Below are 13,688 nucleotides of genomic sequence, written 5' to 3' on the forward strand. Positions count from 1 at the left end.
TCGGGCGTGTCCGAACGAGTTTCGACGCGGTTGACCGCATCTTGCAACTTCAGTGTCGGGCCAAGCCATCACCAGCGTGTCGCGTTGAGAGCCCGTAACGCGGTGATGTGACGCACTTTTTGAGGCTTCCGGGCGGTCAATCGCAGCGTGAGGCTCAAACGAGGTTCAGCTAAGCAGTTTGACCTCCACCAAGCCGTGCGCATTGATGACATAGATCCACGGTCCGTCCGGTCGCTCCTCGATAATGGCTTCCATCGTCGGCCAAGCCCGGACGATCCGAGTGAGCCAGTCCCACGTCGGCAGATCGCCCTTGCCGCCAATCAGGAAGACACGAAGGCCTGCCTCCTTGATCGCCTGTAACTCTGCGGGCCGGGTGCGAATCTTCTTGTCGCGGCCGATAACCACCAGAGCCTTCTCTGCCACAATCGGGATCCACTCTGGGTCCGGGGTACCCAAAGGACATTCCGGGATCAACGGGTGTCCAGTGTGAATGGTGTCCTTGCGCGCGGCGGCGAGAGCCTTCCCTAGACCTAGTGAACTCTCGTCAACGAAGAACCTGAGTTGATTCTTGTCGGCGGTCATCGCGCGCGTAGTCTCAGGACGCGGCTCGAGTCAGGGACAACTCGTATCGAATCGCTGAGGTGACCTCTCCGGCTGTCAGCTCGTATAGCTCCGCGACCATCTCCGGCGTGTCCCCGGCGCGAACAAGTTCAGCGATCACGCTAGTCGGAACGTTGCGTCCGCGTATGACAGGGTCTCCGAACCCCCGAAGGGGATCGATAACAACGCCGTCATTCCCGGACATTGGTCTCACGAGCTCAGGTACTTGAACCCCTTCGGCCACACTCGTCCACTCGAGCGAATCGCGGAAGGACTTGGCTCGGTCGCTCCAGCGAATCGGCGTTAAAGCACCGGGGATCATTTCATGCTTCGTCCTGAGGAGGACGATCGCCAACTCGCCTTCAAGATCCACTTCTTCCTGAACCTGGAGGACCAGGTCGCGGCCGTCCGTGCCCAGCCACATGCGAGCGGAAGCAAGCGGGTAACGCGTTTCTAGCCGGTCCCGGAGAACCTCGATCGCAGGACGCATGCGAAGGATTGGCACTCCGGTGGTTCGGTACTCGGCCAGCATGCGCGTCTCAACAAACTCTCCCCAGGTCGCAATCTCGTTTCCGGTAGAACTTTCTCGGATGACGGGCGGGTAATGCTTGCCGCGGCGCTCGTAACCATCGATCCAGCGCTCAGCGGTCCCAGGCTTCAGGCCAAGGATTGAGTCCACCTGGCCGAACCCGTAGGTCGGACGATCCAACAGACTCACGACGCTCATAGGCCGGATCATGCCAGTGCGAGCCGACAGATGCCGTTAGAGAACCTCCCGGCGCGCCACTAATTGGACTGGAACCGTGGAGACAGCGCGCTGAGTCTTGGTGGGTCGTTCGACTGACCACTAGCGACCCCAATCGTTGAGACACAACCGAGCATCGACCTCGACCTCTGCCGGCAGGCGGAGCTACCGTCGTGTGGTCGAGAGGGATGACATGACTTCCATCGCAGACTCCGCTGAGGTCACCGATGCCTGAGGGGATCAGCCGTCGCGGCGACGCGTGGCGGGCGCGGTATCGAAACCCGGAGACAGGTCGCCAGCACGAGCGGTCGTTCGACCGACAGGTCGATGCGGTGCGGTGGCGGCGCCAGCAGCTCGACGCCCTAGATCGCGGACGGTGGGTCGACCCAGAGGCCGGCAAGGTTTCGTTCCTGGCGTACTACGAGGCGTGGAGCGCGGACCAGCTATGGACAGCCAACACTCGGCAAGCGATGTCGCTGGCCGCGAAGTCCACGACGTTTGCTGAGGTGGACCTGCGCCTGATCCGTCCGAGCCACGTCGAGGCGTGGGTGAAATCGATGACCGTCGCGACGGCGACGCGCAGGCGTCCGCTCGCTCCGGGCACGATCAAGACTCGGTTCGTGAACGTGCGCTCGGTGTTCCGGGCAGCCGTGCGCGACGGGATGATCGCTGTCGACCCGACCACGCAGGTCCGACTCCCCCGGCTGCGCCGGCGCGAGGCGGCGATGGAGATCCCGACGCCGGAGGTGGTGCGCAGCATCCTCGAAGCCGCCGACCCGCGGTTCCGTGCGTTTGTGGGGCTGTGCGCGTTCGCAGGGCTCCGGCTCGGTGAGACCGCGGCGATGCAAGTCGGCGATGTCGACTTCCTCCGCCGTCAGGTGCACGTGCGCCGTCAGGTCCAGCGGCTCAACGGCTCGTTCGAGATCCGGCTCCCGAAGTACAACTCCGAGCGCACGGTCCACGTCCCTGACGCTTTGCTGCAGATGCTGTCCGAGCACGTCGCGCTGGGCCTCCCCCACAACTGGCTGTTCGCCGACGTCGAGGACATACCCCCTCACCAGAACACCGTCGGGCACCGGTGGCGCACCACTCTCAAGCGCGCGGGGGTCACCGACGTGCGGATGCACGACCTGCGCCACTTCTACGCCTCCGGACTCATCGCTTCCGGGTGCGACGTGGTGGCTGTCCAGCGTTCCTTGGGGCACGCGAAGCCCACCACGACGCTCACCACTTACGCCCACCTGTGGCCGTCCGCAGAGGACCGCGTGAGGGACGCCGCAGCGAGCCTGTTCGAGGAAGTCGTTCGTTCTCATGAGGGCGCGGTGAGGGCAGACCGAGCCTGACGGGACCTGAAATGCCGTCTGACCTGCGGAAACGTCAACCGTCAGACGTTGAAACGGAACTCCACCACGTCGCCGTCGGCCATCACGTAGTCCTTGCCCTCCATGCGCACCCTGCCGGCCTCGCGGGCCTTGAGCATGGAGCCGGCGGACATCAGGTCGTCGAAGGAGACGACCTCGGCCTTGATGAAGCCCTTCTGGAAGTCGGTGTGGATGACGCCGGCCGCCTCGGGGGCCGTGGCGCCCTTCCGGATCGTCCAGGCCCGCGTCTCCTTGGGGCCCGCCGTCAGGTAGGTCTGCAGGCCGAGGGTGTCGAAGCCGACGCGGGCGAGCTGGTCGAGGCCGGACTCGGTGATGCCCATCTCGGCGAGCATCTCGTGCGCCATCTCGTCGTCGTCCATCTCGGCGAGATCGGCCTCGAACTTGGCGTCGAGGAAGATCGCCTCGGCCGGCGCCACGATCGCGCGCATCCGGTCCTTGAGCTCATCGTCGGCCAGCTCGTCGGCGTCGCAGTTGAAGACGTAGATGAACGGCTTGGCGGTGAGCAGCGACAGCTCGCGCAGGAGCGAGCGGTCGATGGCGGTGGCGGTGATCGGGGTGCCCGACTCCAGCGCGTCCTTGGCGGCCTTCGCCGCCTCGAGGTTGGCGACGAGGTCCTTGACCTTGCGCGACTCCTTCTCGAGCCGGGCGATCGCCTTCTCGACGGTCTCGAGGTCGGCGAAGATCAGCTCGGTCTGGATGGTCGAGATGTCGTTGGCCGGGTTGACCTCGCCGTCGACGTGGGTGACGTCCTCGTCGCGGAAGACGCGGGTGACCTGGCAGATGGCGGCCGACTCGCGGATGTGGGCGAGGAACTTGTTGCCCAGGCCCTCGCCCTGGGAGGCGCCGCGGACGATGCCGGCGATGTCGACGAACTCCACCGTGGCGGGCAGCACCTTCGCCGACTCGAAGACCTCCGCGAGCTGCGGCAGCCGCTCGTCGGGGACGCCCACGACGCCGACGTTGGGCTCGATCGTCGCGAACGGGTAGTTCGCCGCGAGGACGTCGTTCTTGGTCAGTGCGTTGAAGAGGGTCGACTTGCCCGCGTTGGGGAGACCGACGATGCCGATGGTGAGAGCCACGGGCCGGGAGTCTACGGGCGGTCGGCGGTGGCCGACGAAAGCGCGGGAGGGCCCGGCCTGGTCGGCCGGGCCCTCCGTGGGCGTGACGCGTGGACGACGTCGTCCAGGCGGCGGTCAGGCGCCGTAGACCGCGCGGATCCCCGACCGGTCGGTGGTGGTCATCGAGAGGTTGCTCGACGAGCCGTTGCACTGCGGGTAGTGCATGATCGACGCCGAGTCGTACGGCGTCAGCGGGCGCCAGTTGTTGTCCTCGAAGCAGGTGCCGGCCTCGGGGCGGGTGTGCTCGTGGCGGAACCCGAGGCTGTGGCCGAGCTCGTGGGCCATGATGTTGCCCGGCGTCCAGGAGCCCGAGCTCATCAGCGAGGCCGCGTTGACCAGCACGTTGCGCTGGCTGTCGGGGCTGCTGGGGAAGAAGGCGCGGGCGATGTACTGCGTCGTGGTCGTCGGCTCGACCGAGAAGAGCACCGCGTTGTTGGTGGTGCGGCAGTTGGCGTCGGCCGAGGGGACGTAGGTGAAGTTCACTCCGGAGGAGGCGGCCTCCCACTGCGCGGCACCGCTGGCCATCGCGTTGACGATGTTGGTCTTCTGGGTGCCGAAGCTGTTGGACACGCAGTAGGTGAGGTTGCGCGCCTGGGTGGCCGACCACTTGTCGTCGCGGCCGTAGACCCGGTTGATGATGAGCTCGGACGACGGACCGTCGCCGGCCTGGTACTCGGCGATCATCTCGTCGTAGAAGGCCTGGAGCTCCTTGGTGCTGACGATGGTCTCGTCGCCGTTGACGACGTACTGGCCCGCGACGTCGCGGTAGGTCGAGGCCTGGAACTCGCCGAAGGTGGGGACCCGGTCCCGCGCCGGTGCCGCGGTGGCGGCGGGGGCGAGGGAGAAGGCGAGGGCGGCTGCTGCGGCGGTCGCGGTGGCGGCCCGCAGCATCATGCGGAGTGACATCTGGTTGTCCTTCTGGTGGTCATGGAGTGGGGGATGGCGCCTGCTCACCTCAACCCGACTAGACCACCTGGCGGAAGGCCTCTCCTGGCTCATGTGTGTGCACTGCACGAACCTGCAGAACGTCACCGCGTGACGCATCCTTGCCACCGACTGCATACTTCTGCCGGAGGCGTGCGGGCACCGCGGTCGCGCGGGGCGCACCTGCAACACTCGGCGGCATGAGTGACGTGGGGGGTGGGCCGGTCCTGCGGGAGCCGGCCAACCGGGTCTCGCCGCAGGCGGTCCCGTTCTGGACGGTGTCGGCGCTGCTGGGCGACGCGGCGGTCGTCATCGCTGCCGCCGCGGCCTACTTCTTCATCCCCGACGTCCCCGGCTGGGTCGGGCTCGTCGTGCTGCTGATCGGTGTGCTCGCGGTCGCCCACGTCGTGCTGATGCCGCGCATCCGCTTCCGCGTGCACCGCTGGGAGGTCACCGACACCGCGGTGCACACCCGAGAGGGATGGATCGGACGGACCAGCCGGATCGCGCCGATCAGCCGCGTGCAGACCGTCGACTCCCGCCAGGGCGCCCTCATGCGGCTCTTCGGCCTGTCCTCGATCACCGTCACCACCGCGTCCGCAGCCGGCCCGATCACCGTCGACTGCCTCGACGCCGACACCGCACGCCACGTCGTGGCCCGGCTGACCGCGATCACCGCGGCGAGCGAGGACGACGCGACGTGATCCCCGCCCCCGGCTCCCCCGGCGAGGGCTGGGCCCGGCTGAGCCCGCGCAAGCTCCTCCTCGACCCGGTCAAGGCCGTCGGCCAGGCGCTGGTGCCCGTCGTCGTGGCGCTCATCGGCATCAGCCGCAGCGACATGCGCTTCTGGCCGCTGGTCTTCCCCGTCCTCATCATCGGCCCGATCCTCTTCGGCGCGCTGCCCTGGCTGACCACGCACTACCGACTCACCGACACCCAGATCCAGGTGCGGCGCGGGCTGCTCAACAAGAACACCTCGACCGCGCCCCTCGACCGCGTGCGCAGCGTCGACCTCGAGGCCTCGCTGCTCCATCGCGTCCTCGGACTGCAGAAGGTGCAGATCGGCACGGGCGTCGACGACGACCGCATCACGCTCGACGCGCTGGCCGCCGCCGACGCCCACGCCCTGCGTACGACGCTGCTGCACCGGCGCACCCAGGCCGAGGTCGCCGTGCCGGCAGCCGGCGCGGAGCCGGCGGGGGCGCCGACGACTCCCCCGGCACCTCCGCCGGCCCCCGCGCCCGTGGTGCTCGCCCGGATCGACTGGTCGTGGCTGCGCTTCGCGCCCTTCAGCCTCAGCCGGCTCGTGCTGCTGGCCGGCGCGGTCGGCGTGGTGTCGCAGTTCGGCGACGACCTGCCGATCTGGAACGAGGAGACGGCCACCTCCGTGTGGGAGTGGGTCACCCAGTTCGCCATCGCCGCGGTCGCGGTCGTCCTCGCCGCAGGCGGCCTCGCGCTGTGGCTCGTCGTGTCGATCTCCGGCTACGTCGTGCAGTGGTGGAGCTTCCTCCTGGTCCGCGAGCACGGCTCGCTGCACCTCACCTCCGGGTTGTTCACCACCCGCTCCATCACCGTGGAGGAGGCCAAGGTCCGCGGGGTCGAGATGACCGAGCCGGTGCTGATGCGGATCGTCGGCGGCGCCGAGCTGTCCACGCTCGCCACCGGCGTCGAGAGCGGTGTCACGCAGGTCCTGCCGCCGTGCCCGCGGGCGGTCGCGGTCGGCGTCGGCGAGGAGGTGCTCGAGCACCGCGGGCCGCTGACCGACGCCCTCACCGAGCACGGACCGCAGGCCCGCCGGCGCGCGTGGTTCCGGCAGCTGCGGCTCGCGCTGGACGTCGTGGTCGTCGCGGCGGTGGCCTGGTGGTTCCTCGACTTCTCGTGGTGGTGGGTCGCGGCCCTGGCCGTCGTCCTGCTCGTGCTGGCCGCGGCGGTGGGCGAGGCGTCGTACCGCCATCTCGGGCACGCGCTCTCCGACGGCCACCTCGTTGCGGGCAGCGGCACGCTCGCCCGCATCCGCACGGTGCTGGAGACCGACGGGATCATCGGGTGGGTCGTCGACCAGTCGTGGTGGCAGCGCCGGATCGGGCTCGCGGACCTCACCGCGACGACGGCCGCCGGGCACGAGCGCGTGCTCGTGCGCGACGTACGCCTGGACGTGGCGGTGGCACTGGCCGACCGGGCGACGCCCGGCCTGCTGACGCCGTTCGTCTCCCGGGCACCGGCCGAGCCCGTCCGGACATGACGAACGCCCCCTCCGCTCGGGACGAAGGGGGCGCTCGCGCCTGAGGGTGACGCTACGCGGTCAGGCCCCGTAGAGGGAGGCCACTCCGGCGCGGTCGGTGGCGGTCATGCTGAGGTTCGCGGACGTCCCGTTGCACTGGGGGTAGTGCATGATCGACGAGGAGTCGTACGGCGTCAGCGGGCGCCAGCTGTTGTCCTCGAAGCAGGTGCCGGCCTCGGGACGGGTGTGCTCGTGGCGGAAGCCCAGCGTGTGACCGAGCTCGTGGCCGATGATGTTGGTCGGCGTCCACGAGCCCGAGGTCCAGATCGAGTCGTCGATGAGCACGTTGCGCGAGCGCTTGGGCGTGCTGGGGAAGAACGCGCGGGCGATGTACTGCGAGGTCTGGACCGGCTCCACGGAGAAGACGACCGACTTGTTGCGGGTGGTGCAGCTGGCGTCCTGCGCCGGGACGTGGATGAAGTCGACGGCCGAGGCGTCCTCCCACAGCTGCGCGCCGCTGGCCATCGCGCTGACGATGTCGGCGTAGCGGGTGCCGAACTTGGTGCTCACGCAGTAGGTCAGGTTGCGCGCCTCGGTGGCCGTCCACCTGTCGTCGACGCCCCCGACGGTGTTGACCACGAGGCCGTTCTCGATGGCCTCCTCGGAGCCCTCGACCATGCGGTCGTAGTAGGCCTTGAGGTCACCGGTGGTCCCGACCGGCTCGTCGCCGTTGACGATGTACTGGCGGTCCGCGTCCTGGTAGGCGGAGGCCTGGTACTCCGAGAACGTCGGGATGTCCGTGTCGGGAGCGGCCAGTGCCGGGGAGGCGAGGGCCGCGCCGAGGAGTGCGGTGGTGCCGAGGGCGATCGCCCCGAGTCGACTGCGCTGCATGCTGGTTCTTCTCTCGCGGAGGGGATGGGCACACTCCGTCCCGGAGAGTCGAGCAGGTGGGCACGAGTTCCCGAGACAGGTGCGTGCCGTCGAACCTCCCCCGTCGCGCTGACCTTGTACAGCCTTCCTTAGGGTGAAGGGGTGCGCATCGCGACCTGGAACGTCAACTCCCTCCGCTCCCGCATCGACCGGGTGGAGGCCTTCGTGCAGCGGCACGAGATCGACGTCCTGGCGCTCCAGGAGACCAAGGCGCGCGAGGACCAGCTGCCGCTGATGGGGCTGCAGGCGCTGGGCTACGACATCGCGGTCGCCGGACTCAACCAGTGGAACGGCGTCGCGATCCTCTCGCGCGTCGGGCTGGAGGACGTCGAGACCGGCTTCGCCGGCCAGCCGCCGTACGGCGACCCTGCCGCACCGGAGTCGCGGGCCATCGGCGCCACCTGCGGCGGGGTGCGCGTCTGGTCGCTCTACGTCCCCAACGGCCGCAAGCCCGACGACCCGCACTACGTCTACAAGCTCGACTGGCTCGCGCGGCTCCGCGACACCGCGAGCGGCTGGCTGGACGGGCAGACCGCGCTGGTCGGTGACTGGAACATCTGTCCCACCGACGACGACGTCTTCGACCCCGCGCAGTTCCGCAAGTCGACCCACGTCACGCCGCCGGAGCGGGCTGCGTTCCAGGCGTTCCTCGACGACGGCTGGGCCGAGACCACCCGCGCCCACGCGCCGGGCTACACCTACTGGGACTACTACCGGCAGCGCTTCGAGCGCGACCGCGGTCTCAAGATCGACTTCGTCCTCGCCTCGCCGACCCTCGCGTCACGGGTGAGCGGTGCGTTCATCGACCGCGACGAGCGCGACCCGGCCCAGGGCACCGGCTCGCCGTCCGACCACGCGCCGGTGGTCGTCGACCTCGACTGAGGCCCGCCTCGGCGGCGTCACATCACGCCGGCCGAGGGAGCCGGGGTCGGCTGCGGCGTCCTGCGGACGGCGTACGACATGAGCGCGGCGACGGCGCACAGCCCGGCCGCTGCGTAGAACGCCGGGTCGTAGCCGCCCGTGACGTCGCGCACGACACCGGCGCCGGTCGCTGCGACCGCCGCGCCGACCTGGTGGCTGGCGAACACCCAGCCGAAGACGATCGGCCCGGTGGCGGCGCCGAAGTGCTCACGGCAGAGCGCGACCGTCGGCGGCACCGTCGCGACCCAGTCGAGGCCGTAGACGATGATGAAGACCCACATGCTCGGCTGCACGTGCGGCGACATCAGCGCCGGCAGCGTCATCAGCCCGACGCCGCGCAGGGCGTAATAGCCGACGAGCAGAATCCTCGGGTCGACCTTGTCGGTGAGCCAGCCCGACGCGATCGTGCCCACCACGTCGAAGATCCCGACGACGGCGAGCAGGGACGCCGCGGCGGTGGCGGGCATCCCGTGGTCGTGCGCGGCCGGCACGAAGTGCGTCGCGATGAGGCCGTTGGTGGTCATCCCGCAGATCGCGAACCCGCCGGAGAGCAGCCAGAAGGTACGGCTGCGAGCGGCGTCCTTGAGCACCGACAGGGCGCGTCCGGCGCTCGAGCCCACCTGCTGGTGGGGCGGCGGGCCGGGGTCGGCGTCGGTGGCGCCGAGGGCGCGCAGGCCCAGGTCGGCGGGGTGGTTGCGCAGGAAGAGCAGCACCAGCGGGACGACGGCGAGGGCGGCCCCGGCGGCCAGCAGCGCCGCGGTGCGCCAGCCGTGCTCGGTCGCCAGCCAGGCGACCACCGGCAGGAAGATCAGCTGGCCGGTGGCGTTGCCGGCGGTGAGGATGCCGCTCACCAGTCCGCGACGCGCCACGAACCAGCGACTGGTGATGGTCGCGACGAAGGCCATCGACATCGACCCGGTGCCGATGCCGACGAGCAGCCCCCAGCACAGGATGAGCTGCCACGGCTCCGTCATGAAGACGGTGAGGCCGCTGCCCACGGCGACCATGACGAGCGCGAAGGTCACCACCGGCCGCACGCCGAAGCGGTCCATCAGGGCGGCGGCGAAGGGCGACATCAGCCCGAAGAGCATGAGGTTGAGGGAGACCGCCGAGCCGATGAGGCCGCGGGACCAGCCGAACTCGTCGTGCAGCGGCTCGACCAGCACGCCCGGCACCGAGCGGAACGCGGCGGCGCCGACCAGGGTCACGAACGCGACCGAGGCCACGATCCAGGCCCAGTGGACGGGCTGCGGTCGGGCGAGGGTGGCCTCGGGCCCGCGCGGGCTCGGCGGGGTCGTCATCGTCACGGACACCAGTCTCGGGCCTTTGCTCCACGGCTCACGAGTGGCCGACATGCCAACATGTGAAAGAATCCGGCCATGCCGTCCCCTCCCCCACCGCACCGCGTCGTCGTCCTGGCCATCGCACCGGTGATCGGCTATGACCTGACGATCCCGCCGCAGGTGTTCTGCGAGGCGGTGGACGACGACGACCACCCGCTCTACGACATCCAGGTGGTGAGCGTGGACGGCGCGCCCGTGGCCTCCTCCCGCGGCTACGCGATCGTCCCCTCCGCCGGCGCCGAGGCCCTCGCGACCGCGCAGACGGTGGTCATCCCCGGCACCCAGGTCACCGGTCCCCGGCGCGACGGCACCCTCCCCGACGATCTGCGCGCGGCACTGGCATCGGTGCCGGACGACGCCCGCTGGGTGTCGATCTGCACCGGGGCCTTCGTCCTGGCCGCGGCCGGGATCCTCGACGGGCACCGTGCCACCACGCACTGGAAGTACGCCGACGACTTCCGCCGGCTCTACCCCGCCGCGGCGCTCGACGAGGACGTCCTCTTCACCGACGACGGGCGAGTGCTCACGTCGGCGGGGCTCAGCGCGGGCCTCGACCTGTGCCTCCATGTCGTCCGCACCGACCACGGCACTGCTGTCGCCAACGCCGTCGCGCGGCACCTGGTGGTGCCGCCCTGGCGTGACGGCGGCCAGGCGCAGTACATCGAGCGCCACGTCCCCAGCCGCGCCGACGAGACGACCGGCGACGTACGCGCCTGGGCGCAGGCGCACCTCGACCAGCAGCTCGACGTCGCCACGCTCGCGCGGCAGGCAGCGATGAGCGTGCGCACCTTCACCCGGCGGTTCCGCGCCGAGACCGGCCTCTCCCCCGGCGCGTGGGTCACCCAGCAGCGGATCCGGCACGCGCAGCACCTGCTCGAGGCCACCGACCTCACGGTGGACCAGGTGGCGACGCAAGCCGGGATGGGCACGGCGGCGTCGCTGCGCCAGCACCTCCGCGCCAGCGTCGGCGTCTCGCCCTCGGCCTACCGGCGTACGTTCCGGGGCGCTCCCGTCGTCCCTCCTCTCGGCGCTCCTCTGGTCACTCCCCTCGTGACGACGGACGCCTGAGGTCCCATCCACTGTCGGTCCACGCGGTCATGCTGGGGCCATGGACACCTTCCCCCTGCTGCTGACCCTGGCGCTGGTCCTCGCCCTCGGCCTGGCGCTCGGCGCCCTGATCGGGGTGCTGTGGTCACGGAGCCGCCCGCGCGACGACACCGCGCTCGCGGCGCTCGAGCAGCGCGTCGCCGAGCACGCCGTCGTGCAGGACGGCCTCGACCGCCTCCAGGACCAGCTGAGCGACCTCGCCCACGACCGGGTCGCGTGGCAGGCCCAGCTGCACCAGCAGGTGGCCGACATGCGCCGGTCCACCGACACGCTCCGACAGGAGACCAGCACGCTCGCCACCGCGCTGCGCAAGCCGCAGGTGCGCGGCCAGTGGGGCGAGCTCCACCTCCGCCGCACGGTCGAGCTCGCCGGGCTCGTCGACCACTGCGACTTCACCGAGCAGGTGCGCCTCGACGACGGCAGGCTGCGCCCCGACCTGGTGGTCACGCTCGCGGGTGGCCGCACGATCGCGGTCGACGCCAAGGCCCCGCTCGCCGCCTTCCTCGACCTCACCGGCACCGACGACCCGGCCGAGCACGACCGGGCACTGGCCCGGCTCGGCGAGCACGTCCGCAAGCACGTCGCCGACCTCGGGTCGCGTCGCTACTGGGAGGCGCTGCCCGCGACGCCCGAGTTCGTGGTGCTCTTCCTGCCGGGCGAGGCGATCCTGCAGGCCGCGCTCCAGGCGGTGCCCGACCTCGTCGAGCAGGCCGCGTCCCGCAACGTCGTCCTCGCGACCCCGTCCACGATGATCGCGCTGCTCCGCACGGTGGCCCAGGGCTGGCAGCACGAGGTCCTCAACGAGCAGGCCCAAGCCGTCCAGCGGCTCGGCCAGGAGCTGCACGCGCGGCTCGGGTCGATGGCCGGCCACCTCGACCGGGTGGGCCGCTCGCTCAACGCCAGCGTCGTCGCCTACAACCAGGCGATGGGGTCGCTCGAGGGCCGGGTGCTCGTCTCCGCTCGCCGCTTCGCCGAGCTCGGGGTGACGTCGGAGCCGCTGGCCGCGCCCCGCCAGGTGGAGACGGTGCCGCGCTCGCCGGGCGCACCGGAGCTCGCCGTCCTCGACGACGTCGCGCCCGCCGCGGGGGACCCGACGCTCGACGACCTGCTCGCCGACGAGCTGGCCGACCAGGCGCGACCCCCGGCGCGCCGCGCCGAGGGCGCCTGAGATCGGTCCTAGGTTGGACGCCGTGACACGGGCCGACGCGTGGTGGCAGGCCGGGCGCGAGTCGGGCCGCTCGGTCGTCGCGCTCGGCGTCGCGGTCACCCTGACCGCGGTGAGCATCGACGTGCTGCTCGCCGGGCGGCTGACGATCTTCTTCGACCTGTGCTTCGTGGCGCTGTGCCTGGGCCTCGCAGCGCTGGTGCGCCGCAAGGACTTCTACATGGTGGCCGTCCTGCCGCCGCTGCTGATGACCACCGTCTTCGCCTTCGTCGCGACGGTGGCCCGCGACGCGGTCGCCGACCCCCGCGACGGCCTGCTGCAGGCGATCGTCTCCGGCGTCGCCACCCACGGCATCGCGCTCTTCGTGGGCTACGCCCTGTGCCTCGGCTGGCTCGCCTGGCGGCTGCACCGGGAGGGCGAGGCCGACATCGCGACCGAGCTCAGCCGCGAGCTCGGCCAGACCGGCTGACCGGGGCGGTTCCTGCCCGTCCCAGCCGCCGACCGGGCGGTTCCTGCCCGTCCCGGCCCCCGACCGGGCACGAAGTGCCCGGTCGGCGCGCAAGACGGGCACGAAGTGCCCGGTCACGTGTAGTTCAGGACTCGAAGCGCTCGACGTCGCCCGCCCCGCGGCGTACGACGACCGGCTCCGCCTCGGACCAGTCGATCACCGACGTGGGCTCGGCCGTGACCTCGCCCGACTCGACCACGACGTCGACGACGTGGTCGAGGTCCTCCTTGATCTCCCAGCCCATGGTCCGCGCCTCGGTCTCGCCGGGCAGGATCAGCGTGCTGGTGAGGATCGGCTCGCCCAGCTCCTCGAGCAGCGCGCACACGAGGGCGTGGTCGGGGATCCGCACGCCGACGGTGCGCTTCTTGGGGTGCATCAGCCGCTTCGGCACCTCGCCGGTGGCGGGGAGGATGAAGGTGTAGGGGCCTGGGGTCGCGGCCTTGATCGCCCGGAACGCCGAGTTGTCGACGTGCACGAACTGCCCGAGCTGGGCGAAGTCCTTGCACATCAGCGTGAAGTGGTGGCGGTCGTCGAGCTCGCGGATGCGCAGGATCCGGTCGCGACCCTCGCGGTTGCCGAGCTGCGCGCCGAGGGCGTACCCCGAGTCGGTGGGGTAGGCGATCAGCTCGTCGTTGCGCAGCGCCTGGACGACCTGGCCGACCAGCCGCGGCTGGGGGTTCTCCGGGTGGATGTCGAGGTAGCGGGCCACGTCGGGATCCGTCCC

General features: G+C 70.4%; 14 protein-coding genes. 7 read left to right on the plus strand and 7 right to left on the minus strand.

From position 1 onward, the window contains the following. Positions 1-165: 165 nt before the first annotated feature. Entirely contained in the window at positions 166-582 is a 417-nt protein-coding gene (locus HN031_RS02385) for a hypothetical protein (RefSeq protein WP_172265844.1), read from the minus strand. Positions 583-595: 13 nt separating this feature from the next. Beyond that, positions 596-1,327 (minus strand): DUF433 domain-containing protein, encoded by a 732-nt coding sequence (locus HN031_RS02390; protein ID WP_172265847.1) that lies wholly within the window; start codon positions 1,325-1,327, stop codon positions 596-598. A gap of 245 nt (positions 1,328-1,572) precedes the next feature. Here HN031_RS02390 and HN031_RS02395 point away from each other — a divergent pair, with 245 nt between their 5' ends. Continuing rightward, a complete protein-coding gene (locus tag HN031_RS02395; protein WP_172265850.1) occupies positions 1,573-2,688 on the plus strand; it encodes a site-specific integrase in 1,116 nt (371 codons plus the stop codon). A 41-nt stretch (positions 2,689-2,729) separates the two neighbouring features. On the opposite strand, the gene ychF is transcribed toward HN031_RS02395, so the two are convergent. Beyond that, on the minus strand, positions 2,730-3,806 hold the full coding sequence (ychF, locus tag HN031_RS02400; protein ID WP_172265853.1) for a redox-regulated ATPase YchF: 1,077 nt from the start codon (positions 3,804-3,806) through the stop codon (positions 2,730-2,732). 114 nt (positions 3,807-3,920) lie between these two features. After that, the gene (locus HN031_RS02405; protein WP_216652025.1) at positions 3,921-4,751 is read right to left on the minus strand and encodes a M57 family metalloprotease; all 831 of its coding nucleotides are present in this window, start codon (positions 4,749-4,751) and stop codon (positions 3,921-3,923) included. A gap of 218 nt (positions 4,752-4,969) precedes the next feature. Between HN031_RS02405 and HN031_RS02410 the strand changes: the two genes are divergently transcribed. Both HN031_RS02410 and HN031_RS02415 read left to right on the plus strand, forming a co-directional pair. Continuing rightward, positions 4,970-5,473 carry a PH domain-containing protein gene (locus HN031_RS02410; protein ID WP_172265856.1) on the plus strand — a complete coding sequence of 168 codons (504 nt, stop codon included), beginning with the start codon at positions 4,970-4,972 and terminating at the stop codon, positions 5,471-5,473. Continuing rightward, positions 5,470-7,011, plus strand: a complete 1,542-nt coding sequence (locus tag HN031_RS02415; protein WP_172265859.1) for a PH domain-containing protein — start codon at positions 5,470-5,472, stop codon at positions 7,009-7,011. The genes HN031_RS02410 and HN031_RS02415 overlap by 4 nt, the downstream gene beginning before the upstream one ends. A 60-nt stretch (positions 7,012-7,071) precedes the next feature. Here HN031_RS02415 and HN031_RS02420 read toward each other — a convergent pair whose 3' ends face one another. Next, a complete protein-coding gene (locus HN031_RS02420) occupies positions 7,072-7,881 on the minus strand; it encodes a M57 family metalloprotease (protein WP_172265863.1) in 810 nt (269 codons plus the stop codon). Positions 7,882-8,022: 141 nt separating this feature from the next. Between HN031_RS02420 and HN031_RS02425 the strand changes: the two genes are divergently transcribed. Continuing rightward, the gene (locus tag HN031_RS02425; protein WP_172265866.1) at positions 8,023-8,802 is read left to right on the plus strand and encodes an exodeoxyribonuclease III; all 780 of its coding nucleotides are present in this window, start codon (positions 8,023-8,025) and stop codon (positions 8,800-8,802) included. A gap of 17 nt (positions 8,803-8,819) precedes the next feature. Here the strand turns inward: HN031_RS02425 and HN031_RS02430 are convergent, their stop codons facing one another. After that, positions 8,820-10,142: an MFS transporter gene (locus tag HN031_RS02430; RefSeq protein WP_172271152.1), complete on the minus strand. Its 1,323-nt coding sequence runs from the start codon at positions 10,140-10,142 to the stop codon at positions 8,820-8,822. A 78-nt stretch (positions 10,143-10,220) separates the two neighbouring features. Here HN031_RS02430 and HN031_RS02435 point away from each other — a divergent pair, with 78 nt between their 5' ends. From HN031_RS02435 to HN031_RS02445, 3 genes are read left to right on the plus strand one after another with little or no spacing between them, the layout of a single operon-like run. Then, positions 10,221-11,252 (plus strand): GlxA family transcriptional regulator, encoded by a 1,032-nt coding sequence (locus HN031_RS02435; protein WP_172265869.1) that lies wholly within the window; start codon positions 10,221-10,223, stop codon positions 11,250-11,252. 40 nt (positions 11,253-11,292) lie between these two features. After that, complete coding sequence (locus HN031_RS02440; RefSeq protein WP_172265872.1) at positions 11,293-12,459, plus strand: DNA recombination protein RmuC; 1,167 nt, start codon at positions 11,293-11,295, stop codon at positions 12,457-12,459. Positions 12,460-12,481: 22 nt separating this feature from the next. Further along, positions 12,482-12,925 (plus strand): DUF6542 domain-containing protein, encoded by a 444-nt coding sequence (locus HN031_RS02445; RefSeq protein WP_172265875.1) that lies wholly within the window; start codon positions 12,482-12,484, stop codon positions 12,923-12,925. Between the two features lie 124 nt (positions 12,926-13,049). Here HN031_RS02445 and HN031_RS02450 read toward each other — a convergent pair whose 3' ends face one another. Then, positions 13,050-13,673, minus strand: a complete 624-nt coding sequence (locus HN031_RS02450) for an L-threonylcarbamoyladenylate synthase (RefSeq protein ID WP_172265878.1) — start codon at positions 13,671-13,673, stop codon at positions 13,050-13,052. Positions 13,674-13,688 lie beyond the last annotated feature (15 nt).

Origin of the sequence: Nocardioides sp. zg-1308, from assembly GCF_013155375.1 — a bacterium.
GTDB lineage: Bacteria > Actinomycetota > Actinomycetes > Propionibacteriales > Nocardioidaceae > Nocardioides > Nocardioides renjunii.

Bases quoted from the DNA above. Each gene is read 5' to 3' on its own strand.
- HN031_RS02440 (WP_172265872.1), top strand. From the start codon at position 11,293: ATGGACACCTTCCCCCTGCTGCTGACCCTGGCGCTGGTCCTCGCCCTC.
- HN031_RS02405 (WP_216652025.1), bottom strand. From the start codon at position 4,751: ATGTCACTCCGCATGATGCTGCGGGCCGCCACCGCGACCGCCGCAGCA.
- HN031_RS02410 (WP_172265856.1), top strand. From the start codon at position 4,970: ATGAGTGACGTGGGGGGTGGGCCGGTCCTGCGGGAGCCGGCCAACCGG.
- HN031_RS02390 (WP_172265847.1), bottom strand. From the start codon at position 1,327: ATGAGCGTCGTGAGTCTGTTGGATCGTCCGACCTACGGGTTCGGCCAG.
- HN031_RS02385 (WP_172265844.1), bottom strand. From the start codon at position 582: ATGACCGCCGACAAGAATCAACTCAGGTTCTTCGTTGACGAGAGTTCA.
- HN031_RS02395 (WP_172265850.1), top strand. From the start codon at position 1,573: ATGCCTGAGGGGATCAGCCGTCGCGGCGACGCGTGGCGGGCGCGGTAT.
- HN031_RS02430 (WP_172271152.1), bottom strand. From the start codon at position 10,142: ATGACGACCCCGCCGAGCCCGCGCGGGCCCGAGGCCACCCTCGCCCGA.
- HN031_RS02435 (WP_172265869.1), top strand. From the start codon at position 10,221: ATGCCGTCCCCTCCCCCACCGCACCGCGTCGTCGTCCTGGCCATCGCA.
- HN031_RS02420 (WP_172265863.1), bottom strand. From the start codon at position 7,881: ATGCAGCGCAGTCGACTCGGGGCGATCGCCCTCGGCACCACCGCACTC.